Annotated in this window: 21 protein-coding genes; 16 read left to right on the top strand and 5 right to left on the bottom strand. The window is 58.4% G+C overall.

Features of this window, described 5'->3' with window-relative positions:
• Positions 1-38: 38 nt before the first annotated feature.
• Positions 39-1,229: a maltose/maltodextrin ABC transporter substrate-binding protein MalE gene (gene malE / locus HMPREF3140_RS15395; protein ID WP_002884740.1), complete on the bottom strand. Its 1,191-nt coding sequence runs from the start codon at positions 1,227-1,229 to the stop codon at positions 39-41.
• A gap of 370 nt (positions 1,230-1,599) precedes the next feature.
• Between malE and malK the strand changes: the two genes are divergently transcribed.
• From malK to ubiA, 5 genes are all read left to right on the top strand, one after another.
• Complete coding sequence (malK, locus tag HMPREF3140_RS15400) at positions 1,600-2,709, top strand: maltose/maltodextrin ABC transporter ATP-binding protein MalK (RefSeq protein WP_002884743.1); 1,110 nt, start codon at positions 1,600-1,602, stop codon at positions 2,707-2,709.
• Positions 2,710-2,792: 83 nt separating this feature from the next.
• Positions 2,793-4,082 carry a maltoporin gene (locus HMPREF3140_RS15405; RefSeq protein WP_002884747.1) on the top strand — a complete coding sequence of 430 codons (1,290 nt, stop codon included), beginning with the start codon at positions 2,793-2,795 and terminating at the stop codon, positions 4,080-4,082.
• Positions 4,083-4,196: 114 nt separating this feature from the next.
• The gene (gene malM, locus HMPREF3140_RS15410) at positions 4,197-5,120 is read left to right on the top strand and encodes a maltose operon protein MalM (RefSeq protein WP_004151749.1); all 924 of its coding nucleotides are present in this window, start codon (positions 4,197-4,199) and stop codon (positions 5,118-5,120) included.
• Between the two features lie 187 nt (positions 5,121-5,307).
• Positions 5,308-5,805: a chorismate lyase gene (ubiC, locus tag HMPREF3140_RS15415; RefSeq protein ID WP_002884807.1), complete on the top strand. Its 498-nt coding sequence runs from the start codon at positions 5,308-5,310 to the stop codon at positions 5,803-5,805.
• 12 nt (positions 5,806-5,817) lie between these two features.
• Entirely contained in the window at positions 5,818-6,684 is an 867-nt protein-coding gene (ubiA, locus tag HMPREF3140_RS15420; protein ID WP_032412762.1) for a 4-hydroxybenzoate octaprenyltransferase, read from the top strand.
• A gap of 48 nt (positions 6,685-6,732) precedes the next feature.
• Here ubiA and plsB read toward each other — a convergent pair whose 3' ends face one another.
• Positions 6,733-9,156 carry a glycerol-3-phosphate 1-O-acyltransferase PlsB gene (gene plsB / locus HMPREF3140_RS15425; protein ID WP_004178269.1) on the bottom strand — a complete coding sequence of 808 codons (2,424 nt, stop codon included), beginning with the start codon at positions 9,154-9,156 and terminating at the stop codon, positions 6,733-6,735.
• 128 nt (positions 9,157-9,284) lie between these two features.
• Between plsB and HMPREF3140_RS15430 the strand changes: the two genes are divergently transcribed.
• The 3 genes from HMPREF3140_RS15430 (at position 9,285) to dinF (ending at position 11,770) form a co-directional block, all read left to right on the top strand.
• The gene (locus tag HMPREF3140_RS15430) at positions 9,285-9,653 is read left to right on the top strand and encodes a diacylglycerol kinase (RefSeq protein ID WP_002884819.1); all 369 of its coding nucleotides are present in this window, start codon (positions 9,285-9,287) and stop codon (positions 9,651-9,653) included.
• A 122-nt stretch (positions 9,654-9,775) separates the two neighbouring features.
• Positions 9,776-10,384, top strand: coding sequence for a transcriptional repressor LexA (gene lexA, locus HMPREF3140_RS15435; protein ID WP_002884822.1), 609 nt, complete (start codon positions 9,776-9,778; stop codon positions 10,382-10,384).
• 69 nt (positions 10,385-10,453) lie between these two features.
• On the top strand, positions 10,454-11,770 hold the full coding sequence (dinF, locus tag HMPREF3140_RS15440) for an MATE family efflux transporter DinF (RefSeq protein WP_004151748.1): 1,317 nt from the start codon (positions 10,454-10,456) through the stop codon (positions 11,768-11,770).
• A gap of 19 nt (positions 11,771-11,789) precedes the next feature.
• Here dinF and HMPREF3140_RS28840 read toward each other — a convergent pair whose 3' ends face one another.
• Entirely contained in the window at positions 11,790-11,939 is a 150-nt protein-coding gene (locus HMPREF3140_RS28840) for a hypothetical protein (RefSeq protein WP_020802408.1), read from the bottom strand.
• Positions 11,940-12,004: 65 nt separating this feature from the next.
• On the opposite strand from HMPREF3140_RS28840, the gene HMPREF3140_RS15450 reads away from it, so the two are divergent.
• Positions 12,005-12,214, top strand: a complete 210-nt coding sequence (locus HMPREF3140_RS15450; RefSeq protein WP_004151747.1) for a CsbD family protein — start codon at positions 12,005-12,007, stop codon at positions 12,212-12,214.
• Between the two features lie 95 nt (positions 12,215-12,309).
• On the opposite strand, the gene zur is transcribed toward HMPREF3140_RS15450, so the two are convergent.
• Positions 12,310-12,825, bottom strand: coding sequence for a zinc uptake transcriptional repressor Zur (gene zur / locus HMPREF3140_RS15455; protein WP_002884931.1), 516 nt, complete (start codon positions 12,823-12,825; stop codon positions 12,310-12,312).
• A gap of 249 nt (positions 12,826-13,074) precedes the next feature.
• On the opposite strand from zur, the gene HMPREF3140_RS15465 reads away from it, so the two are divergent.
• The 3 genes from HMPREF3140_RS15465 (at position 13,075) to pspG (ending at position 15,044) form a co-directional block, all read left to right on the top strand.
• The gene (locus HMPREF3140_RS15465) at positions 13,075-13,563 is read left to right on the top strand and encodes a cupin domain-containing protein (RefSeq protein WP_002884935.1); all 489 of its coding nucleotides are present in this window, start codon (positions 13,075-13,077) and stop codon (positions 13,561-13,563) included.
• Between the two features lie 100 nt (positions 13,564-13,663).
• Complete coding sequence (gene dusA, locus HMPREF3140_RS15470) at positions 13,664-14,662, top strand: tRNA dihydrouridine(20/20a) synthase DusA (RefSeq protein ID WP_025368550.1); 999 nt, start codon at positions 13,664-13,666, stop codon at positions 14,660-14,662.
• 139 nt (positions 14,663-14,801) lie between these two features.
• On the top strand, positions 14,802-15,044 hold the full coding sequence (pspG, locus tag HMPREF3140_RS15475) for an envelope stress response protein PspG (RefSeq protein ID WP_002884940.1): 243 nt from the start codon (positions 14,802-14,804) through the stop codon (positions 15,042-15,044).
• Positions 15,045-15,226: 182 nt separating this feature from the next.
• On the opposite strand, the gene HMPREF3140_RS15480 is transcribed toward pspG, so the two are convergent.
• Entirely contained in the window at positions 15,227-16,210 is a 984-nt protein-coding gene (locus tag HMPREF3140_RS15480; protein WP_002884941.1) for a quinone oxidoreductase, read from the bottom strand.
• Between the two features lie 169 nt (positions 16,211-16,379).
• Here HMPREF3140_RS15480 and dnaB point away from each other — a divergent pair, with 169 nt between their 5' ends.
• The 4 genes from dnaB to aphA all read left to right on the top strand — a co-directional run bounded on the left by dnaB (position 16,380) and on the right by aphA (position 21,180).
• Positions 16,380-17,795 carry a replicative DNA helicase gene (dnaB, locus tag HMPREF3140_RS15485; protein WP_002884942.1) on the top strand — a complete coding sequence of 472 codons (1,416 nt, stop codon included), beginning with the start codon at positions 16,380-16,382 and terminating at the stop codon, positions 17,793-17,795.
• Positions 17,796-17,826: 31 nt separating this feature from the next.
• On the top strand, positions 17,827-18,906 hold the full coding sequence (gene alr, locus HMPREF3140_RS15490) for an alanine racemase (protein WP_004214117.1): 1,080 nt from the start codon (positions 17,827-17,829) through the stop codon (positions 18,904-18,906).
• 176 nt (positions 18,907-19,082) lie between these two features.
• Complete coding sequence (gene tyrB / locus HMPREF3140_RS15495; RefSeq protein WP_032412764.1) at positions 19,083-20,276, top strand: aromatic amino acid transaminase; 1,194 nt, start codon at positions 19,083-19,085, stop codon at positions 20,274-20,276.
• A gap of 190 nt (positions 20,277-20,466) precedes the next feature.
• Positions 20,467-21,180, top strand: a complete 714-nt coding sequence (gene aphA / locus HMPREF3140_RS15500) for an acid phosphatase AphA (RefSeq protein ID WP_004151745.1) — start codon at positions 20,467-20,469, stop codon at positions 21,178-21,180.

The following is a 21,180-nucleotide window of genomic DNA, read 5'->3' on the forward strand; positions in this document are numbered from 1 at the left end:
GGTAGGGCGGGTAGGCGCACGCGCCACCCGCCGTTTTCTTACTTAGTGATACGGCTCTGTGCATCTTTCAGCGCAGCATCGACAGTCTGGCGACCGCTGGCGGCGTTGATAACCGCGGTACGAACGGCATACCAGAAGGCAGACATCTGCGGGATGTTAGGCATGATTTCGCCTTTCTGGGCGTTCGCCATGGTGGCAGCGATGCGCGGATCTTTTTCCAGTTTTTCCTGGAAGGATTTCAGCGCCACGGCACCCAGCGGTTTGTCGTTGTTAACGGCTTCCAGACCCTGATCGGTCATCAGGTAGTTTTCGAGGAACTCTTTGGCCAGCTCTTTGTTCGGGCTGGCGGCGTTGATCCCCGCGCTCAGCACGCCAACGAACGGTTTCGATGGTTTGCCTTTAAAGGTTGGCAGCAGGGTCACGCCGTAGTTAACCTTGCTCTTATCGATGTTAGACCACGCCCACGGACCGTTGATGGTCATCGCGGTTTCGCCTTTGTTGAAGGCCGCTTCCGCGATGGAGTAGTCGGTGTCGGCATTCATGTGCTTGTTCTTGATCAGGTCAACCAGGAAGGTCAGGCCCGCTTTCGCGCCTGCGCTGTCCACGCCGACGTCTTTCACATCGTACTTGCCGTTTTCAAACTTGAACGCGTATCCGCCGTCGGCAGCGATCAGCGGCCAGGTGAAGTACGGTTCCTGCAGGTTGAACATCAGCGCGCTCTTACCTTTCGCTTTCAGTTCTTTATCCAGCGCCGGGATCTCTTCCCAGGTCTTCGGCGGGTTCGGCACCAGGTCTTTGTTGTAAATCAGGGACAGGGCTTCGACTGCGATCGGGTAGGCGATCAGTTTGCCGTTATAGCGAACCGCATCCCAGGTGAACGGATAGAGTTTGTCCTGGAACGCTTTGTCCGGGGTGATTTCCGCCAGCAGGCCCGACTGCGCGTAGCCGCCGAAACGGTCATGCGCCCAGAAGATGATGTCCGGGCCGTCGCCGGTCGCCGCAACCTGCGGGAATTTCTCTTCCAGCTTGTCCGGGTGTTCTACGGAAACTTTAATGCCGGTGTCTTTTTCAAACTTTTTACCCACTTCAGCGAGGCCGTTGTAGCCTTTGTCGCCGTTAATCCAGATAACCAGCTTACCTTCTTCAATTTTTGCGAGGGCAGAGGCGGAAAACATCATCGTGGTCAGTGCCGACAGCGCGAGGATGCGAGCGCCAGTTTTGATTTTCATATACCCGTCCTTTTTGGTGTTGTACTCGTGGATACACTTCGGTGGCTTAACGATGATGAGTTTCCTTTTTTAACAACCCCTTTCCATCCTCCCCAGGTCTACGCCCCACCCGCTGGTTGTGTGATCTCCATTGCAAAAACGGCCGTATTGCGTCCTGGAGCACAGAAAAAAGCGCCCAATTTTGTCGCCTCCATCACGAAATCACGCTCCGGCCGCCATCCCCCGCGGCGAGAGCCAATCTCTCATCCTCCCATCTCCTCCCCCATAAAAAAGCCGGGGGGTGGAGGATTTGCCTGCGTAATGAATGCCGCATAGTCGACCCATCTTGAATGTGACTGTTAGTGACAGGTTGTAACGAAGGGAGAAGGGCATGGCGAGCGTACAGCTGCGAAATGTAACGAAAGCCTGGGGTGACGTGGTGGTATCGAAAGATATCAATCTCGATATCCACGAAGGGGAATTCGTCGTGTTTGTCGGGCCATCGGGCTGCGGCAAATCTACCCTGCTGCGTATGATTGCCGGGTTAGAAACTATTACCAGCGGGGACCTGTTTATCGGTGACACCCGCATGAACGAGATCCCACCGGCAGAACGCGGCGTTGGGATGGTATTCCAGTCTTATGCACTCTATCCCCACCTTTCCGTTGCGGAAAATATGTCGTTTGGCCTGAAGCTGGCCGGCGCGAAAAAAGATCTGATTAACCAGCGGGTGACTCAGGTTGCGGAAGTGCTGCAGCTGGCCCATCTGCTGGAGCGTAAACCGAAAGCCCTCTCCGGCGGTCAGCGCCAGCGCGTGGCGATTGGTCGTACGCTGGTGGCAGAGCCAAGCGTTTTCCTGCTGGATGAGCCGCTTTCCAACCTCGATGCCGCCCTGCGCGTCCAGATGCGTATCGAAATCTCCCGTCTGCATAAGCGACTGGGCCGCACCATGATCTATGTCACCCACGATCAGGTGGAAGCGATGACCCTCGCCGACAAGATCGTGGTCCTCGACGCCGGCCGTGTGGCGCAGGTTGGGAAACCGCTGGAGCTCTATCACTATCCGGCTGACCGCTTCGTTGCCGGCTTCATTGGTTCACCGAAGATGAACTTCCTGCCGGTCAAAGTCACCGCGACGGCTATCGATCAGGTGCAGGTTGAACTGCCGAACCGTCAGCAAATCTGGCTACCGGTGGACAGCGCCAACGTGCAGGCGGGCGCCAATATGTCCTTAGGTATTCGACCGGAGCATTTATTGCCCAGCGATATCGCCGATGTAACCCTTGAAGGCGAGGTCCAGGTCGTCGAACAGCTCGGTCACGAAACGCAAATTCATATCCAGATCCCCGCCATCCGTCAGAACCTGGTTTACCGCCAGAACGACGTGGTGTTGGTAGAAGAGGGAGCCACATTCGCTATCGGTTTGCCGCCAGAACGTTGCCATTTATTCCGTGAGGATGGCACCGCTTGTCGTCGGCTGCATAAAGAGCCGGGCGTGTAAGGCTTCCCATTAAAAAAGCGCGAACCCGGCTGGCGATATACCGGCGAAGCGTGCAAAGAAAAGCAATGATCTCAGGAGATAGAATGATGATTACTCTGCGCAAACTTCCTCTGGCGGTCGCCGTCGCAGCAGGCGTGATGTCTGCTCAGGCGCTGGCTGTCGATTTCCATGGCTACGCGCGTTCCGGCATTGGCTGGACCGGCAGCGGCGGCGAGCAACAGTGCTTCAAAGCGACCGGCGCTCAAAGTAAATACCGTCTTGGTAACGAATGTGAAACCTATGCGGAACTGAAGCTGGGCCAGGAGCTGTGGAAGGAAGGGGATAAGAGTTTTTATTTCGATACTAACGTTGCCTATTCCGTGAATCAGGAAGATGACTGGGAAAGCACCTCTCCGGCGTTCCGTGAAGCCAACATCCAGGGTAAAAACCTGATTGACTGGCTGCCGGGCTCCACGCTGTGGGCGGGTAAACGCTTCTATCAGCGTCATGACGTTCACATGATCGACTTCTACTACTGGGATATCTCCGGCCCGGGTGCAGGTCTGGAAAACGTTGACCTTGGCTTCGGTAAGCTCTCTCTGGCCGCTACCCGTAACTCAGAAAGCGGCGGCTCTTATACTTTCTCCAGCGATGACACCAAAAAATATGCTGCGAAAACTGCCAACGACGTCTTTGATATCCGTCTGGCGGGTCTGGAAACCAACCCGGGCGGCGTGCTGGAGTTAGGGGTCGATTACGGCCGTGCTAACCCGCAGGATGACTATCGCCTGGAAGACGGCGCGTCGAAAGACGGCTGGATGTGGACCGGTGAACATACTCAGTCTATCTGGGGCGGCTTCAACAAGTTTGTGGTTCAGTACGCCACTGACGCAATGACCTCCTGGAACAGCGGCCACTCTCAGGGGACCAGCATCGATAACAACGGCAGCATGATCCGCGTTCTGGATCACGGCGCGATGGACTTCAACGATGACTGGGGCCTGATGTACGTGGCAATGTACCAGGACGTGGATCTGGACAGCAAGAACGGTTCTACCTGGTACACCGTGGGTGTCCGTCCGATGTACAAATGGACGCCGATCATGAGCACCCAGCTGGAAATCGGTTACGACAACGTGAAATCCCAGCGTACCAGCGAAAACAACAACCAGTACAAAATTACTCTGGCTCAACAATGGCAGGCAGGCAACAGCGTCTGGTCTCGTCCGGCTATCCGTATCTTCGCAACCTACGCGAAGTGGGATGAAAACTGGGGCTACAGCAACACCTCCGGTCTGCAGACGAAAGACAGCAGCGGAAGCGGCGCTTTCACCTCCAGCCGCGGTGACGACAGCGAAGTTACCTTCGGTGCCCAGATGGAAGTGTGGTGGTAATACCGTCCGCAGGACGGGTGTAACCTGGGAGGGGCGTCAGCCCCTCCTGATTATTCAGGGTTAGCGCGCTATTGCCTGGCTACCGCTAAACCGATGCTATCCAAGGTGAGAAGAATGAAAATGAAGAAAACTCTCGTCGCTCTGTGTTTATCCGCAGGGATGTTGGCATGCGTGCCGGGGATGAGCCTTGCCGATGTTAACTTTGTACCGCAGAACACCAGCGCCGCGCCGGCTATTCCAGCCAGCGCGCTGCAGCAGCTGATCTGGACGCCTGCCGATCAATCAAAGACGCAGAGCGTTGATTTAACTACCGGCGGTCAACGCCTGGATGTCCCGGGGATCGTCGGACCGGTCGCCGCCTGGAGCGTGCCGGCCAATATCGGTGAGCTGACCCTGACGCTCGACAGCGAACTGAACAAACATAAGCAGATTTTTGCGCCGAACGTGCTGATTCTCGACCAGAACATGACGCCCGCGGCGTTCTTCCCCAGCAATTACTTTACCTATCAGCAGCCGGGCGTGATGACCGCTGACCGCCTGGGCGGCGTGATGCGCCTGACCCCGGCGCTGGGCCAGCAAAAGCTCTATGTGCTGGTGTTTACCACTGAAAAAGATCTCCAGCAGACCACGACCCTGCTGGATCCGGCGAAAGCCTATGCCAAAGGCGCCGGCAATGCGGCCCCGGATATCCCGGATCCGATCGCTAAACATACCACCGATGGCGTGCTGAAGCTGAAAGTGAAAACTAATAGCACTTCCAGCGTGCTGGTGGGGCCGCTGTTCGGCTCCTCCGGCCCGGGTCCGGTAACCGTCGGCAACACCGCGGCGCCGGTAGCCGCGCCAGCCGCCGCCGCGGCGCCGGCCGCCAAAAGCGAACCGATGCTCAGCGATACCGAAACCTACTTCAACAATGGTATTAAGCAGGCGGTGAAACAAGGTGACATCGACAAAGCCCTGAAATTGATGAACGAAGCTGAGCGCCTCGGCTCGAAATCCGCTCGTTCCACCTTTATCAGCAGTGTAAAAGGCAAGGGGTAATCGTCTCCCCACAATGCTGATGTTTAGGCACAGCCTTTCGGTGCATCCTCCGGGATGCACCTTTTTTTGCACGCGCGGCAGCCTGTTGCATGGCTGTTGCGTGAATGATCGTATATTGACGTTTGCCCGCCACCAACCGCCTATTCTGCGATACAATGCTTTCACGTTATGTACCGGAGAATCAGGCATGTCCCATCCTGCGCTTACGCGACTGCGTGCGCTGCGCTATTTTGCCGTTATGCCATCCCTGCCGCCGCCGCTAAGTGACTGGCTGCTGCTGGAGGACTCAATGACCCAGCGCTTTGAACAACAAGGAAAGCAGGTCACCGTGACCCTGGTTAACGAAGGGTATATCGGCCGTGACGCGCTGACTGACGAAGCGGCGCTGCTGCCCGACGAGCCGCGCTACTGGCTGCGGGAGATTATACTCAATGCCGATGGCGAGCCCTGGCTGGCCGGGCGCACGGTGGCGCCGGAGTCGACGCTGTGTGGTCCGGAGCTGGCGCTACAGCAGCTCGGGCAAACTCCGCTGGGCCGATACCTGTTTACGTCGTCGACATTAACCCGCGATTTTATTGAAATTGGTCGCGATGCAGCGCTGTGGGGGCGTCGTTCCCGCCTGCGGCTGAGCGGCAAACCCCTGCTGCTGACCGAGCTTTTTTTGCCTGCGTCGCCGTTGTACTAAGAGGAAGAAAAAATGGAGTGGAGTCTGTCGCAGAATAAGCTGTTGGCGTTTCATCGCCTGATGCGCACTGACAAACCAATCGGCGCTTTGCTGCTGCTGTGGCCGACGCTGTGGGCGCTATGGGTGGCCTCGCCGGGCGTCCCGCCGCTGTGGATCCTGGCGGTATTCGTCGCCGGCGTCTGGCTGATGCGCGCCGCCGGCTGCGTGGTGAATGACTATGCCGACCGAAAATTTGATGGTCACGTAAAGCGTACCGCCCGCCGTCCGCTGCCGAGCGGCGATGTTACCGAGAAAGAGGCGCGAACGCTGTTTATCGTGCTGGTGCTGCTCTCTTTCCTGTTGGTGCTCACCCTCAACACCATGACCATTCTGCTGTCGGTGGCGGCGCTGGCGCTGTCGTGGGTCTATCCGTTTATGAAGCGCTACACTCATCTGCCGCAGGTGGTGCTGGGCGCGGCCTTTGGCTGGTCGATCCCGATGGCCTTCTCGGCCGTCAGCGAATCGCTGCCGCTGAGCTGCTGGCTGATGTTCCTCGCCAATATTCTGTGGGCGGTGGCCTACGATACCCAGTATGCGATGGTGGATCGCGATGACGACGTTAAGATCGGCATCAAGTCGACGGCGATCCTGTTTGGCGAAAACGATCGTCTGATTATCGGTATCCTGCAGGTGGCCGTACTGGCGCTGATGGGCGCGGTGGGTTGGCTGAATGGGCTGGGCTGGGAATATTACTGGTCGCTGTTCGTGGCGGCGGGTCTGTTTGGCTGGCAGCAGAAGCTTATCTTCAATCGCGACCGCGATAACTGCTTCAAAGCGTTTATGAACAATAACTACGTCGGGCTGGTGCTGTTCCTCGGCCTGGCGATGAGCTATCTGTAACCTCCTGTCCGCTGCCCCCCGGCATTCCGGGGGGCAGCAAACGCCGCGTTACGCGTCGTCCTGCGTGACGCTCTCAATGGTCAGTCGGACATCCGACGTAATCAAATCCGCCAGCATCCGATAAACCTTCAGGGTCTCTTCCGGCTCGGCGTCGCCGGTGTCGCTGATATAGCCTTCATCGCGCAGGGTCAACACCAGGGTGCTGAACACCGCTTTGTCGAAGAACTCCGGCGCATTGATGCCGTGTAGCACCGACAGACGCTGGGCCACGGTGCGACTCTCTTTTTCCAGCGAGCTGCGGTTGATCGCCGGGTTAGCGCTCAGCAGCCAGAAGGTGATGGCATAGCGCTGCAGCGTCTCGCGGGCGCCAGCGGCCAGCAGCTGCAGGGAGCGAGAGTGCGACGGGTTGAGGCTCATGACATCGCCATCGACGACGATCAGCTCCTGACGCAGCATCTCGGCAATCAGCGCATCCACCACTCCGGCCAGCTCCGCTTTTTCCCAGCGCAGGAACAGCTCGGCCTTGAGGAACGGATAGAGTGTTTCCACATGACGCAGCACTTCGGCGCGGCTGAGATGACGATGCTGAGTCACCAGAGCGGCTAACAGCGACGGCATCACCAGCATATGGGCGATATTGTTGCGATAGTAGGTCATCAGCACCGCCTGCTCGCGCGGCAGGATGATGATGTCGCCAATGGTGTCCTTCTCCACTTCGAACTTGTTCATCTGCAGTGCATGATCGATGAGCTCGCTGGCCGAAGCGGATGGGGCGGTCGCATCCGGAGAATAGGGCACATTGCGCAGCAGCGCGAGGTAGCACTCTAACTGCTGGGTGAGCTGCTCACGAGTCAGCGAACGCTGGCGGGAGGCCAGTAGCGCCGTACAGCACAGGTTCATGGCGTTGGCCGCGCCGGCGTTATTGATGCGCACCATCAGGTCAGCGGCGATGCTATTCACCGTCGGCGTCAGCCAGGAGGGGCGAACCGCTTCGATCGGGTCGATCGCTTCCCGCCAATCCGGCACATGCTGGTTAAGATAGGTCATCAGCGGCAGCGGTTCGCCGAAGTTAACGTAACCCTGGCCCAGGTTGCGCAGCTTGCTTAAACCGCGCACCATCTGCGGCAGACTCTCTTTCTCTTTAGTGGCGCCGCGCAGCTCTTTGGCGTAGGTTCCTACCTCCATCACGTGCTCATAGCCGATGTAAATCGGCACCAGGGTGATCGGTCGGGTTCCGCCGCGCAGCATCGCCTGGATGGTCATCGACAGCGTACCGGTCTTCGGATCGAGCAGACGGCCGGTACGGGAGCGGCCGCCTTCGACGAAATACTCCACGGAATAGCCGCGGCTGAACAGTTCGCCAAGGTATTCGCGGAACACGGTGGAATAGAGCTTGTTGCCCTTAAAGGTGCGGCGAATAAAGAAGGCGCCGAGGCGGCGGAAGATCGGCCCGGCCGGCCAGAAGTTGAGGTTGATGCCCGCCGCGATATGCGGAGGGACCAGCCCCTGATGGTACAGGACGTAGGAGAGCAGCAGATAGTCCATGTGGCTGCGGTGGCAGGGGACATAGACAATTTCATGGCCGTCGTGCGCCAGCTGGCGTACGCGCTCGGCGTTATGCACGTTGATGCCCTGGTACAGGCGGTTCCAGGTGAAGCCGAGAATGCGGTCGGTCAGGCGGATCATCTCGTATGAGAAGTTCGCCGCAATCTCTTCCATCAGCGCGATAGCGTTCTGCTGTGCCTTCTCGTGCGAAATTTTCTTGCTGCGCGCTTCGTCTTCCACCGCGCGGGCAATCGCTTTCGAGGCCAGCAGTTTATTAAACAGATCCTGGCGGGCCGGCAGACGCGGGCCGACGGCGGCCAGCCGCTGGCGGGCAAAATGCATGCGAGCGACGCGAGCCAGCTTCTGGGCGATGATCTTATCGGTACCGTGCTCATCCGCCATGCGGCGCAGCGAAACGGACGGCGAGAAGCGCACGAAGCTGTCGCGGCCGAGCCAGGAGACGGCGAAAAATTTCTGAATGCCGTTCAGCATCCGCAGCGGCGGATTGACTTCTCCTTTCTCGCGACCCGGCGAACGGCCGAACATGACCGAAACCGGCACCATTTGCACATCGAGGTCCGGATGGTTGCGGTGCAGATCGAGGTAATCGTGGAACAGCTTGATGGACTCTTCTTTTGGCGTGTAATAAGTAAATACGCGCGGCCCACCGTGGATGAATACGTAACGCGGCAGCAGGGCGCCGTCGATTTCCAGCGGTTCAAGCGGGTCAGGTAAATCATGCGCCAGGCATTGGGCGCGCAGCGTCAGCAGGTCCGCCTTCGAATTATAGGGCAGGACGTACATGACCGGACGCGAGGTATCGAGTCCTAATTCCTGGGCAGGCTCTGCCGGAATAGACTTGCTTTTTACCAGCACCTGTAATGGTAAATTCAGTAATTTATAGTAAATTCGTTGCCAGCCGGACATAAACGATGTGAAGCCTCTGGTTAATCATGCAAATGCGCGGCAAGAATAACAGAAAGTGGGCAAAATTTCCGTTACCACGCGGCAAACGCGCACACTCATCGACGTCATTTACGTAAAAAGGTTTTGTGATGGCCAATAATACCACCGGGTTAACCCGGATCATTAAGGCGGCAGGTTACTCCTGGAAAGGATTTCGCGCGGCGTGGATCAACGAGGCTGCGTTTCGTCAGGAAGGCGTCGCCGCTATCGTGGCCGTCGCGGTAGCCTGCTGGCTGGACGTCGACGCCATCACCCGCGTATTGCTGATTGGCTCGGTCCTGCTAGTGATGATAGTCGAAATTCTCAACAGCGCGATTGAAGCGGTTGTGGACCGTATCGGCTCGGATTTTCACGAGCTTTCAGGGCGCGCCAAAGATATGGGGTCGGCGGCGGTTCTGCTGGCGATTATCATCGCGCTGATCACCTGGGGAACGCTGCTGTGGAGCCATTATCACTAACGTTCTTCGCTAACCCTCGCAAAATATGAACAATCCGCCGATTTTTGTGTGCCATGTGGTTCCAAAATCACCGTTAGCTGTATATACTCACAGCATAACTGTATATACACCCAGGGGGCGGAATGAAAGCGTTAACGACCAGGCAGCAAGAGGTGTTTGATCTCATTAGGGATCATATCAGCCAGACGGGCATGCCGCCGACGCGTGCGGAAATTGCTCAGCGCTTGGGGTTCCGTTCCCCAAACGCGGCGGAAGAACACCTGAAAGCGCTGGCGCGTAAAGGCGCGATCGAGATCGTCTCCGGCGCTTCTCGCGGTATTCGCCTGCTGACGGAAGAAGAGCAAGGCCTGCCGCTGATCGGCCGCGTCGCCGCCGGTGAGCCGCTGCTGGCGCAGCAGCATATTGAAGGCCACTATCAGGTCGACCCGTCGATGTTTAAGCCCAACGCCGATTTCCTGCTGCGCGTCAGTGGGATGTCGATGAAAGACATCGGTATTCTGGATGGCGATTTGCTGGCGGTCCACAAAACCCAGGATGTGCGTAACGGCCAGGTGGTTGTCGCGCGTATCGATGAAGAAGTTACGGTGAAGCGTCTGAAAAAGCAGGGCAATGTCGTTGAACTGTTGCCGGAAAACAGCGAGTTTTCCCCGATCGTCGTCGATCTGCGCCAGCAGAGTTTTACCATTGAGGGTCTGGCCGTTGGCGTGATCCGTAATGGAGAATGGCTGTAGCGCCTGCCTCTGCGCAGCGTCATCTGTTGCGTGACGCTGCGACGTTTTTCCTCAATCAGGTCCTCAAACATGCTGCTCAACGCTGCCGATAAAGCGCTGTGGCGTCTTGCCCTCCCTATGATTTTCTCCAACATCACCGTCCCGCTGCTGGGGCTGGTGGATACGGCGGTGATCGGCCACCTGGACAGCCCGGTATACCTCGGCGGCGTAGCGGTCGGGGCGACGGCCACCAGTTTCCTCTTCATGCTGCTGCTGTTCCTGCGCATGAGCACCACCGGGCTCACCGCTCAGGCCTGGGGCGCCAAAGATCCGCAGCGCCTGGCGCGGGCGCTGGTGCAGCCGCTGGCCCTGGCGCTGGGCGCCGGGGTGCTGATTATCCTGCTTCGCCTGCCGCTAATTGACCTCGCTCTGCATATTGTCGGCGGCAGCGAGGCGGTGCTTGAGCAGGCGAGACGGTTTCTCGAAATTCGCTGGCTCAGCGCCCCCGCCTCGCTGGCCAACCTGGTGCTGCTCGGCTGGCTGCTGGGCGTCCAGTACGCCCGGGCGCCGGTTATTCTGCTGGTGGTGGGTAATCTGTTGAATATTGTGCTCGATCTGTGGCTGGTGATGGGCCTGCGGATGAACGTCCAGGGAGCGGCGCTGGCCACGGTCACCGCGGAGTACGCCACCCTCATTATTGGCCTGCTGATGGCGAAGCGGGTGCTGACGCTGCGCGGCGTGTCGCTGGCGATGCTGAAAAATGCCTGGCGCGGGGATCTGCGCCGTTTATTGGCGTTGAATCGGGACATCATGCTGCGCTCTCTGCTGCTGCAGCTGTGCTTTGGCGCGCTGACCGTATTCGGCGCCCGTCTGGGCAGCGACATCGTGGCGGTTAACGCCGTACTGATGACCATGCTGACCTTTACCGCCTACGCGCTGGATGGCTTTGCCTATGCCGTGGAGGCTCACTCCGGCCAGGCTTACGGCGCGCGCGACGGTAGCCAGTTGCTGGAGGTGTGGCGGGCGGCCTGCCGGCAGTCCGGCATGGTGGCGCTGGCGTTTGCCCTGATTTACAGCCTGGCGGGGCAGTACATTATCGCGTTGTTAACCTCACTGCCTTCCCTGCAGCAACTGGCCGATCGCTATCTGATCTGGCAGACGATCCTGCCGGTGGTCGGCGTCTGGTGTTATCTGCTGGACGGCATGTTTATCGGCGCGACGCGCGGCGCTGAGATGAGGAACAGTATGGCGGTCGCCGCGGCGGGGTTTGCCGTGACGCTGCTTACGCTACCGGTGCTTGGCAACCATGGTCTGTGGCTGGCGCTGGCGGTGTTCCTCGCCCTGCGCGGCCTGTCGCTGGCGCTGATCTGGCGTCGTCACTGGCGACGCGGCACATGGTTTAGTTAGTCATCTCCCGTCATTGCCGCTAGCCGTGACCTTCCCCGGTCGCGCTACGCTTACAGGGCGATTCAATAGCCCGGCTCAGCGTGGCGCAAGCCGGGAACACCCTCTTCGCGTTATCCCGCGGTGCGATGGTTAAAAATTCCGAATAACGAATCGACGCCAGCATTCTCATCTATAGTTAATACCATGTCCGGCACAAAACGGGCTGTAAACCCACCGAATGATGAGGACGTTATTATGAATAAAGACGAAATCGGCGGTAACTGGAAACAGTTTAAAGGTAAAGCCAAGGAACAGTGGGGCAAACTTACCGATGATGATATGACCGTAATCGAAGGGAAGCGCGACCAGCTGGTCGGCAAAATTCAGGAGCGTTACGGTTATGAGAAAGATCAGGCTGAGAAAGAAGTCTCAGACTGGGAGCATAAGAACGACTATCGCTGGTAGCGTTCCTTGATCCGAAGAATGAAGCATTTGTGTTAGTGCCTGTCTGAATGGCGCAGGGACGCGCCGTTAACCCTTTTTCCCGCTGCGGCAGCCGCTCAGCGGGCTTTCTTTTTGAGCTGAATAGTATGATCGTGCTGGCAGTGTCCCGGGGTGCTGCAGGCTTCGACTTCCACGCAGCCCGCGCAAAGCCCGTGAGCTTCTATCACATTGTGGCGCAGGGCAAACCCCATTCGGGCCGCCAGCGTATGCATGATATCTTCCACCCCTTCCGCCGCCTCTTCTTTTACCACGCCGCAGCGGTCGCAGATAAACATGGCCGAGCTATGGGTCGGCTGGTCGAACAGATGGCACAGCACATAGCTATTGGTTGACTCTACCTTATGGACAAAACCCTGCTCGAGTAAAAACTCCAGCGCACGGTAAACCGTCGGCGGTTTCGCCTGCGGCTCTTTCTCACGTAGCAAGTCCAGCAGATCGTAGGCGCTGATTGCCCCTTGCTGCAGGCTCATCAGGCGCAACACTTCCAGACGCTGTGGAGTCAGGCGTACGCCGCGCTGTGCGCAAAGCTTTTCAGCATGCGCTAACATCTCTTGCGAAGGGGTCTTATCCATGAGCATCCTCGGGTTGCGTGAATTTGAATCTGTTACTTTATCACGTTCCTCAGAAAACACCGAGAGCCGGCAGGTGATACGGGTCATACTTCAGGTTGTCGGCACCGGCGCCCGTCCCGAGCGCTGGCCGCTTATTCTCGAGCAGACTACGCCTTAGCCGCTCGCTAAAACCACCATGTCCGATTTAATCACAACACGCCCGACCCTGGGTATGCTATATCTGAAGTGTCTCATTTTCGGGAGAAAACGATGAAACGACCTGATTGCATTCGCCACTGGCGCGAACTGGAAGGGCCCGACGATGCTACTTATCCCGACAGCCCGGAGCGTTTTTCAATCGGCGCGCCGCTGGGGCGAGGTTTACGTCTCAACCGGCTGGGGATCCACCACGAGCGGCTGCCGCCCGGGCGGCGCACCTCTTATCCACACGCGGAGAGCGATGAGGAAGAGTTCATCTACGTGCTGGAGGGCTATCCGGAAGTGTGGATAAACGGCTATCTCTGGAAGCTGGAGCCCGGCGACAGCGTGGGTTTTCCCGCTGGTACCGGCATCTGCCACACCTTTCTCAATAACACCGAGCAGGAAGTTCGTCTGCTGGTGGTGGGCGAGGCCAACAAGAAGTACAACCGCATTTATTACCCGCTCAATCCCGGCTATGCCGCGACGCGCCAGGATCGTTGGGTTGACCATCCGCCGCAGTTCTTCGGTCCACACGACGGTAAGCCGCGGAAAAAGTAATCATTTCAGGTGAGGGGCGAAGCGCGGCGCACTATGCGCCTGTGGTGTATCTTTATGCTATAGTAGCGCCCCTTTTTACCCGGATGCTTATTTATTCGCCATGATGCCTGAATCAACGTCACCTGTTTTCCCTGCTCACCGCTTCTCCATCGCGCCGATGCTCGACTGGACCGACCGACACTGCCGCTACTTCCTGCGGCTGCTGTCGCGGCATACGCTGCTGTATACCGAAATGGTGACCACCGGGGCGATTATTCACGGCAAAGGGGACTATCTGGCCTATAGCGAAGAAGAGCACCCGGTTGCTCTGCAGCTCGGCGGCAGCGATCCCCAGGCCCTGGCGCAGTGCGCGAAGCTGGCCGAGGCGCGCGGCTATGATGAGATCAACCTCAACGTCGGCTGCCCCTCCGACCGCGTGCAGAACGGGATGTTTGGCGCTTGCCTGATGGGCAATGCGCCACTGGTGGCCGACTGCATCAAGGCGATGCGCGATGTGGTGTCGATTCCGGTCACGGTGAAAACCCGTATCGGCATTGACGACCAGGATAGCTATGAGTTTCTGTGCGATTTCATTGAGACAGTCTCCGGCAAGGGCGAGTGTGAGATGTTTATTATTCACGCCCGCAAAGCCTGGCTCTCCGGCCTGAGTCCAAAAGAGAACCGCGAGATCCCGCCGCTGGATTACCCCCGCGTCTGGCAGCTGAAGCGCGATTTCCCCCACCTTACGATGGCGATCAACGGCGGCATCAAATCGCTGGACGAAGCCAGAGCACAGCTTGAGCATATGGATGGGGTGATGGTCGGGCGTGAGGCCTATCAGAACCCGGGCATTCTGGCCTCGGTCGACCGTGAAATTTTCGGCGTCGCCGGCGCGGATGCCGATCCGGTAGCGGTGGTGCGAGCCATGTACCCCTATATTGAGCGCGAGCTCAGCAAGGGCACCTATCTGGGCCATATTACCCGCCATATGCTGGGGCTGTTTCAGGGGATCCCCGGCGCTCGCCAGTGGCGTCGCTACCTGAGCGAAAATGCGCATAAAGCCGGCGCCGATATTGCGGTGCTGGAGCATGCCCTGAAGCTGGTGGCAGATAAACGTTAATTTCTGACCAAAACCTGGTGAAATTGACCACGCCTCGCGCACCGTCGCGGGGCGTTTTGTTTTAAAGTCAAAAGCTTATGGTTGGCATGCTTTTTGTAATACCTGCAGAGTGAAGTATTCATTCTTTGGGGAGAGAACCATGCTGGAACTGCTATTTGTCATTGGATTTTTTGTCATGCTGCTGGTCACCGGCGTATCGCTGCTGGGGATTATCGCGGCAATCGTGGTGGCGACGGCGCTGATGTTCGTCGGCGGGTTGTTCGCCTTGATGATCAAATTACTGCCGTGGCTGCTGCTGGCGGTGGCGGTGGTGTGGGTTATTCGGGCGCTGAAATCCCCGAACGGAAATGCTTTTCGCGACAATAACCGTTGGCGTTACTAAGGTATTGAGGGGTGCGTCACAACCTGAACAATTTTGCAGACAACCGCGTAGGCATTGCTGCGCAAATCTGTCACTATTAGCGCGTTAACGAATTCATCGCGCTGTACCCTACATACAGCCGAACTAAAAAAAAGTAAGGGCTTCCCAGGTGGAAGCCCTAAACTTTTGCCCCTTCTGCCAACTTATGGCAGCAGCAAACTCGAACCCTGCGTCACCCGGCTCTCCAGAACTTCATGCGCCCGCCGCGCTTCGCTCAGCGGATAGATCTGACTTTCAGCCACGTCCACTTTAATCACCCCGCTGGCGATCAGCGAAAACAATTCACTGCAGGCTTCCTCCAGTTCTTCCCGGTTGGTGATATAGCCCTGCAGCGATGGGCGAGTGACGTACAGGGAGCCTTTTTGATTCAGGATCCCCAGATTAACGCCGGTCACCGGACCGGAGGAGTTACCAAAGCTGACCATCAGGCCGCGGCGCTGCAGGCAGTCCAGAGAGGCCTCCCAGGTATCTTTCCCCACCGAGTCGTAGACGACGGCCACTTTCTTACCGTCGGTGAGCGCCTTGAGCCGCTCCACGATAGACTCCTCGCGATAGTTAATCACCTGCCAGGCGCCCGCCTCTTTGGCGCGCTGCGCTTTCTGCGCGCTGCCGACGGTACCGATAAGTTTCGCCCCCAGCGCTTTCGCCCACTGACAGGCTATCAGCCCCACGCCGCCAGCGGCCGCGTGAAACAGGAACATCTCATCAGGCTTAATTTCATAGGTTTTGCGCAGCAGATACCAGACCGTTAATCCTTTGAGGAACGACGCAGCGGCCTGTTCGAAAGAGATAGCGTCCGGCAGGACCGCCGCTTTGTCGGCCAGCACATTGTGTACCGTGCTGTAGGCGCCGAGCGCCGACTGGGCGTACACCACCCGATCGCCTACCTTAATATGCGTGACCCCATGGCCAACTTTACTGACGATGCCGGCCGCCTCGGTGCCCAGGCCGCTCGGCAGCGACGGCGGCGGATAGAGGCCGCTGCGAACATAGGTGTCGATATAGTTGATGCCGATGGCTTTGTTTTCGACCTGAATCTCATGTTCTGCGGGATCGCGTGGCGTGAACTCAACCGCCTGAAGCACCTCCGGTCCCCCGTGTTTCGAAAATTCGATGCGTGTTGCCATGTTCGCTCCTGTGTTGTTCCGAGATTATTCAGTAAGCTTAACAGCCTGCGCCGGCGGCGACGGATTTTCTTACCCGCCTCAGGCCTGCCACGCTTAATGGGTTCTTTAGCGGCAATGGCTTTCTCGCTATACTGTCACGCTCTTTTCCGGATCGGTGAAATGTTAGGCTATGGCAGGAAATAAACCCTTCAACAAACCACAGACAGAAACCCGCGAACGCGATCCGCAGCTCGCCGGGCTGAAAGTCCCGCCGCACTCGATTGAAGCGGAGCAGTCGGTGTTGGGCGGTTTAATGCTGGATAACGAGCGCTGGGACGACGTCGCCGAACGCGTCGTTGCCGACGACTTTTATACCCGTCCGCACCGTCATATTTTTACCGAGATGGCGCGCCTGCAGGAGTCCGGCAGCCCGATTGACCTGATTACGCTCGCCGAGTCGCTGGAGCGTCAGGGGCAGCTGGACAGCGTGGGCGGCTTCGCCTATCTGGCCGAACTGTCCAAAAACACGCCCAGCGCGGCTAACATCAGCGCCTATGCCGACATCGTGCGCGAACGCGCGGTGGTGCGCGAAATGATTTCGGTGGCCAACGAGATCGCCGAAGCCGGCTTCGACCCGCAGGGGCGAACCAGCGAAGATCTGCTCGACCTCGCCGAATCCCGGGTTTTCAAAATCGCCGAAAGTCGGGCCAACAAAGACGAAGGGCCGAAGAACATCGCCGATGTCCTCGATGCCACTGTCGCCCGTATCGAACAGCTGTTCCAGCAGCCCCATGACGGCGTCACCGGGGTCAATACCGGCTACGACGACCTCAACAAAAAGACCGCCGGCCTGCAGCCGTCGGATCTGATTATCGTCGCCGCCCGTCCATCGATGGGTAAAACGACCTTCGCGATGAACCTCGTGGAAAACGCGGCGATGCTGCAGGACAAACCGGTATTAATCTTCAGTCTCGAGATGCCCTCGGAACAGATCATGATGCGTTCTCTGGCCTCGCTGTCGCGCGTCGATCAGACCCGCATTCGTACCGGTCAACTGGACGACGAAGACTGGGCGCGGATCTCCGGCACCATGGGCATCCTGCTGGAAAAGCGCAATATCTATATCGATGACTCCTCCGGCCTGACGCCGACGGAGGTGCGCTCCCGCGCGCGGCGTATCGCCCGCGAGCACGGCGGCATCGGACTGATTATGATCGACTACCTGCAGCTGATGCGCGTGCCGTCGCTCTCCGACAACCGTACCCTTGAGATTGCCGAAATCTCCCGCTCGCTGAAGGCGCTGGCGAAAGAGCTGCAGGTGCCGGTGGTGGCGCTGTCGCAGCTTAACCGCTCGCTGGAGCAGCGCGCCGATAAGCGCCCGGTCAACTCCGACCTGCGTGAGTCCGGCTCTATCGAACAGGATGCCGACTTAATCATGTTCATTTACCGTGATGAGGTCTATCACGAGAACAGCGATCTTAAAGGCATCGCGGAAATTATCATTGGTAAACAACGTAACGGCCCGATCGGCACCGTGCGACTGACCTTTAACGGCCAGTGGTCGCGTTTCGATAATTATGCCGGTCCTCAGTATGATGATGAGTAATCCTTCCGCCTTCTTTTATTAAGGAATTCAAATGCAAGCGGCAACTGTAGTTATCAACCGCCGCGCTCTGCGACACAACCTGCAACGTCTGCGTGAACTGGCGCCCGCCAGCAAACTGGTTGCGGTAGTGAAAGCGAACGCCTACGGACACGGTCTTCTCGAGACCGCGCGAACGCTGACCGACGCCGACGCCTTTGGCGTCGCCCGCCTGGAAGAGGCGCTGCGCCTGCGAGCGGGGGGCATCGCCCAGCCGATCCTCCTGCTGGAAGGCTTTTTTGCTGCGGAAGACCTGGCGGTGATCGCCGCCCAGCGCCTGCATACGGCGGTGCATAGCCCCGAACAGCTGGCGGCGCTGGAGCAAGCCGATCTCCCCGAGCCGGTGACCGTGTGGATGAAGCTGGATACCGGCATGCATCGCTTAGGAGTGCGCCCGGAGGAAGCCGAGGCGTTTTATCAGCGTCTGAGCCAGTGTAAAAACGTCCGCCAGCCGGTGAACGTGGTGAGCCACTTCGCGCGCGCCGATGAGCCGACCTGCGGCGCCACCGAACGCCAGCTGGATATCTTCACCACCTTTACCGAAGGCAAGCCGGGCTTGCGCTCTATCGCCGCCTCGGGCGGCATTCTGCTGTGGCCGCAATCGCATTACGACTGGGTGCGCCCCGGAATTATCCTGTATGGCGTGTCGCCGCTGGACGATCGCTCCACCGGGAAAGATTTCGGCTGCCAGCCGGTGATGACCCTGACGTCCAGCCTGATTGCGGTGCGCGAGCATAAAGCAGGGGAGCCCGTCGGCTACGGCGGCACCTGGATCAGCGAACGCGATACCCGTCTCGGCGTGGTGGCGATGGGCTATGGCGACGGTTATCCGCGCGCGGCACCGTCGGGCACGCCGGTGCTGGTCAATGGCCGGGAAGTGCCGATTGTCGGCCGGGTGGCGATGGATATGATCTGCGTTGACCTCGGACCGCAGGCCCAGGATAAAGCCGGCGACGCGGTAGTGCTGTGGGGAGAGGGGCTCCCGGTAGAGCGCATCGCCGAGATAACGAAAGTGAGTGCTTACGAACTTATTACGCGACTGACCTCCCGCGTCGCCATGAAATACTTCGACTAAGCCTCTGGCGTACCGGATAGCACAGAGGCTGATCCGGTACGCACCAGGCCTGCGGCGCTCAAAAAAGCGGTTTATACCGCTGCGCGGTCACTTTCCCCTCAACATCCTCTCGACCTGCCGTCATATCCGGTTTATTGTGTAAGAACCTGCCCCATGTAAACCTGGAGATACATCGCGTGTTTCAAAAAGTTGACGCCTACGCCGGCGACCCTATTCTTTCTCTGATGGAACGCTTCAAAGAAGACCCGCGAAGCGACAAAGTCAACCTGAGTATCGGGCTGTACTACAACGATGACGGCATTATCCCGCAGCTGCAGGCGGTGGCGGAAGCGGAAGCACGCCTGAACGCCGAGCCGCATGGCGCCTCGCTGTATCTGCCAATGGAAGGGTTGAGCGGCTACCGTCAGGCGATTGCGCCGCTGCTGTTTGGCGCAGAGCATACCGCGCTTAAGCAAAATCGCATTGCCTCTATTCAGACGGTCGGCGGTTCGGGCGCGCTGAAGGTCGGGGCCGACTTCCTCAAACGTTACTTTCCTGAGTCTCATGTCTGGGTCAGCGATCCGACCTGGGAAAACCACATCGCCATTTTTGAAGGGGCTGGCTTCGAAGTAAGTACTTACCCCTGGTTTGATAAAGCCACCAACGGCGTGCGCTTTGAGGACCTGCTGGCGACGCTGCAAACGCTGCCGGCCCGCGATATTGTGCTGCTGCACCCTTGCTGCCACAACCCGACCGGCGCCGACCTGACGCCAGCCCAGTGGGACCGCGTGGTTGAGGTATTGAAAGCGCGTCAGCTGATCCCCTTCCTCGACATCGCCTACCAGGGCTTTGGCGGGGGGCTGGAAGAGGATGCCTACGCTATTCGCGCCATCGCCAGCGCCGGGATGCCGATGCTGGTCAGCAACTCGTTCTCCAAAATTTTCTCGCTGTACGGGGAGCGCGTCGGCGGTCTGTCCGTGGTCTGTGAAGACAGCGAAACCGCGGGCCGCGTGCTGGGTCAGCTGAAGGCCACCGTGCGCCGCAACTACTCCAGCCCGCCAAGCTTTGGCGCGCAGGTGGTGGCGACGGTGCTGAACGATGCAGCTCTGAAAGCCACCTGGCAGGCGGAAGTGGACGCCATGCGCGCGCACATCCTGACCATGCGCCAGGCGCTGGTCGACGCGCTGCAGCAGGTTGCCCCGGGTAGCAAAGTGGATTACCTGCTCAAGCAGCGCGGGATGTTCAGCTATACCGGATTTAGCGCGGTGCAGGTGGATCGTCTGCGCGACGAGTTTGGCGTCTACCTGATTGCCAGCGGACGCATGTGCGTGGCGGGGTTAAACTCACGTAATGTTCAGCAGGTAGCGAAAGCTTTTGCCGCGGTAATGTAAGCCGCTCTCCAGCAGGTTGTCTCTGCCGGTCAACGGGCAGGGGCAACCCCCTCGGATGTGATCATCCTCTTTTTCTATGACATCTGCGCGAAAAAGGCTTTTCATCCATGCCGCCGGCGGGTAAGGTCGGGACGTTGATAAGCATGCACATTATTGAAAACAATAATGATTGATAGATTTAGGGATAAATATGCGCAAACTTACTCTCGCCCTTGCGGCGGCTTCTCTCCTGTTCACGCTGAACAGCGCCGTTGTGGCGCGCGCCTCCACGCCGCAGCCGCTGTGGGTCGGCACCAACGTGGCCCAGCTGGCCGAGCAGGCGCCGATCCACTGGGTTTCGGTGGCGCAAATTGAGAACAGCCTGCTGGGGCGGCCGCCGATGGCCGTCGGCTTTGATATCGATGACACCGTCCTCTTCTCCAGTCCGGGTTTCTGGCGCGGGCAAAAAACCTTCTCTCCCGGCAGCGAGGATTACCTGAAAAACCCGCAGTTCTGGGAAAAAATGAACAATGGCTGGGATGAATTCAGCATGCCGAAAGAGGTGGCGCGCCAGCTGATTGCGATGCATGTGAAGCGCGGGGACAGCATCTGGTTCGTCACCGGCCGCAGCCAGACCAAAACCGAAACCGTTTCTAAAACCCTGCAGGATGATTTTCTCATCCCGGCCGCCAATATGAATCCGGTGATTTTCGCTGGCGATAAGCCTGGCCAGAACACCAAGACCCAGTGGCTGCAGGCGAAGCAGATAAAGGTTTTCTACGGCGATTCGGATAACGATATCACCGCCGCCCGCGAAGCGGGCGCCCGTGGCATCCGCGTGCTGCGGGCCGCCAACTCCTCCTATAAGCCGTTGCCGATGGCTGGCGCGCTGGGCGAGGAAGTAATCGTCAATTCCGAATACTGA

Origin of the sequence: Klebsiella sp. HMSC16A12, from assembly GCF_001808265.1 — a bacterium.
In the GTDB taxonomy this organism is placed as follows: domain Bacteria; phylum Pseudomonadota; class Gammaproteobacteria; order Enterobacterales; family Enterobacteriaceae; genus Klebsiella; species Klebsiella pneumoniae.

Coding starts and splice junctions, on each gene's coding strand:
- malE (WP_002884740.1), bottom strand. CDS start 1,229: ATGAAAATCAAAACTGGCGCTCGCATCCTCGCGCTGTCGGCACTGACC.
- malK (WP_002884743.1), top strand. CDS start 1,600: ATGGCGAGCGTACAGCTGCGAAATGTAACGAAAGCCTGGGGTGACGTG.
- HMPREF3140_RS15405 (WP_002884747.1), top strand. CDS start 2,793: ATGATGATTACTCTGCGCAAACTTCCTCTGGCGGTCGCCGTCGCAGCA.
- malM (WP_004151749.1), top strand. CDS start 4,197: ATGAAAATGAAGAAAACTCTCGTCGCTCTGTGTTTATCCGCAGGGATG.
- ubiC (WP_002884807.1), top strand. CDS start 5,308: ATGTCCCATCCTGCGCTTACGCGACTGCGTGCGCTGCGCTATTTTGCC.
- ubiA (WP_032412762.1), top strand. CDS start 5,818: ATGGAGTGGAGTCTGTCGCAGAATAAGCTGTTGGCGTTTCATCGCCTG.
- plsB (WP_004178269.1), bottom strand. CDS start 9,156: ATGTCCGGCTGGCAACGAATTTACTATAAATTACTGAATTTACCATTA.
- HMPREF3140_RS15430 (WP_002884819.1), top strand. CDS start 9,285: ATGGCCAATAATACCACCGGGTTAACCCGGATCATTAAGGCGGCAGGT.
- lexA (WP_002884822.1), top strand. CDS start 9,776: ATGAAAGCGTTAACGACCAGGCAGCAAGAGGTGTTTGATCTCATTAGG.
- dinF (WP_004151748.1), top strand. CDS start 10,454: ATGCTGCTCAACGCTGCCGATAAAGCGCTGTGGCGTCTTGCCCTCCCT.
- HMPREF3140_RS28840 (WP_020802408.1), bottom strand. CDS start 11,939: ATGAGAATGCTGGCGTCGATTCGTTATTCGGAATTTTTAACCATCGCA.
- HMPREF3140_RS15450 (WP_004151747.1), top strand. CDS start 12,005: ATGAATAAAGACGAAATCGGCGGTAACTGGAAACAGTTTAAAGGTAAA.
- zur (WP_002884931.1), bottom strand. CDS start 12,825: ATGGATAAGACCCCTTCGCAAGAGATGTTAGCGCATGCTGAAAAGCTT.
- HMPREF3140_RS15465 (WP_002884935.1), top strand. CDS start 13,075: ATGAAACGACCTGATTGCATTCGCCACTGGCGCGAACTGGAAGGGCCC.
- dusA (WP_025368550.1), top strand. CDS start 13,664: ATGATGCCTGAATCAACGTCACCTGTTTTCCCTGCTCACCGCTTCTCC.
- pspG (WP_002884940.1), top strand. CDS start 14,802: ATGCTGGAACTGCTATTTGTCATTGGATTTTTTGTCATGCTGCTGGTC.
- HMPREF3140_RS15480 (WP_002884941.1), bottom strand. CDS start 16,210: ATGGCAACACGCATCGAATTTTCGAAACACGGGGGACCGGAGGTGCTT.
- dnaB (WP_002884942.1), top strand. CDS start 16,380: ATGGCAGGAAATAAACCCTTCAACAAACCACAGACAGAAACCCGCGAA.
- alr (WP_004214117.1), top strand. CDS start 17,827: ATGCAAGCGGCAACTGTAGTTATCAACCGCCGCGCTCTGCGACACAAC.
- aphA (WP_004151745.1), top strand. CDS start 20,467: ATGCGCAAACTTACTCTCGCCCTTGCGGCGGCTTCTCTCCTGTTCACG.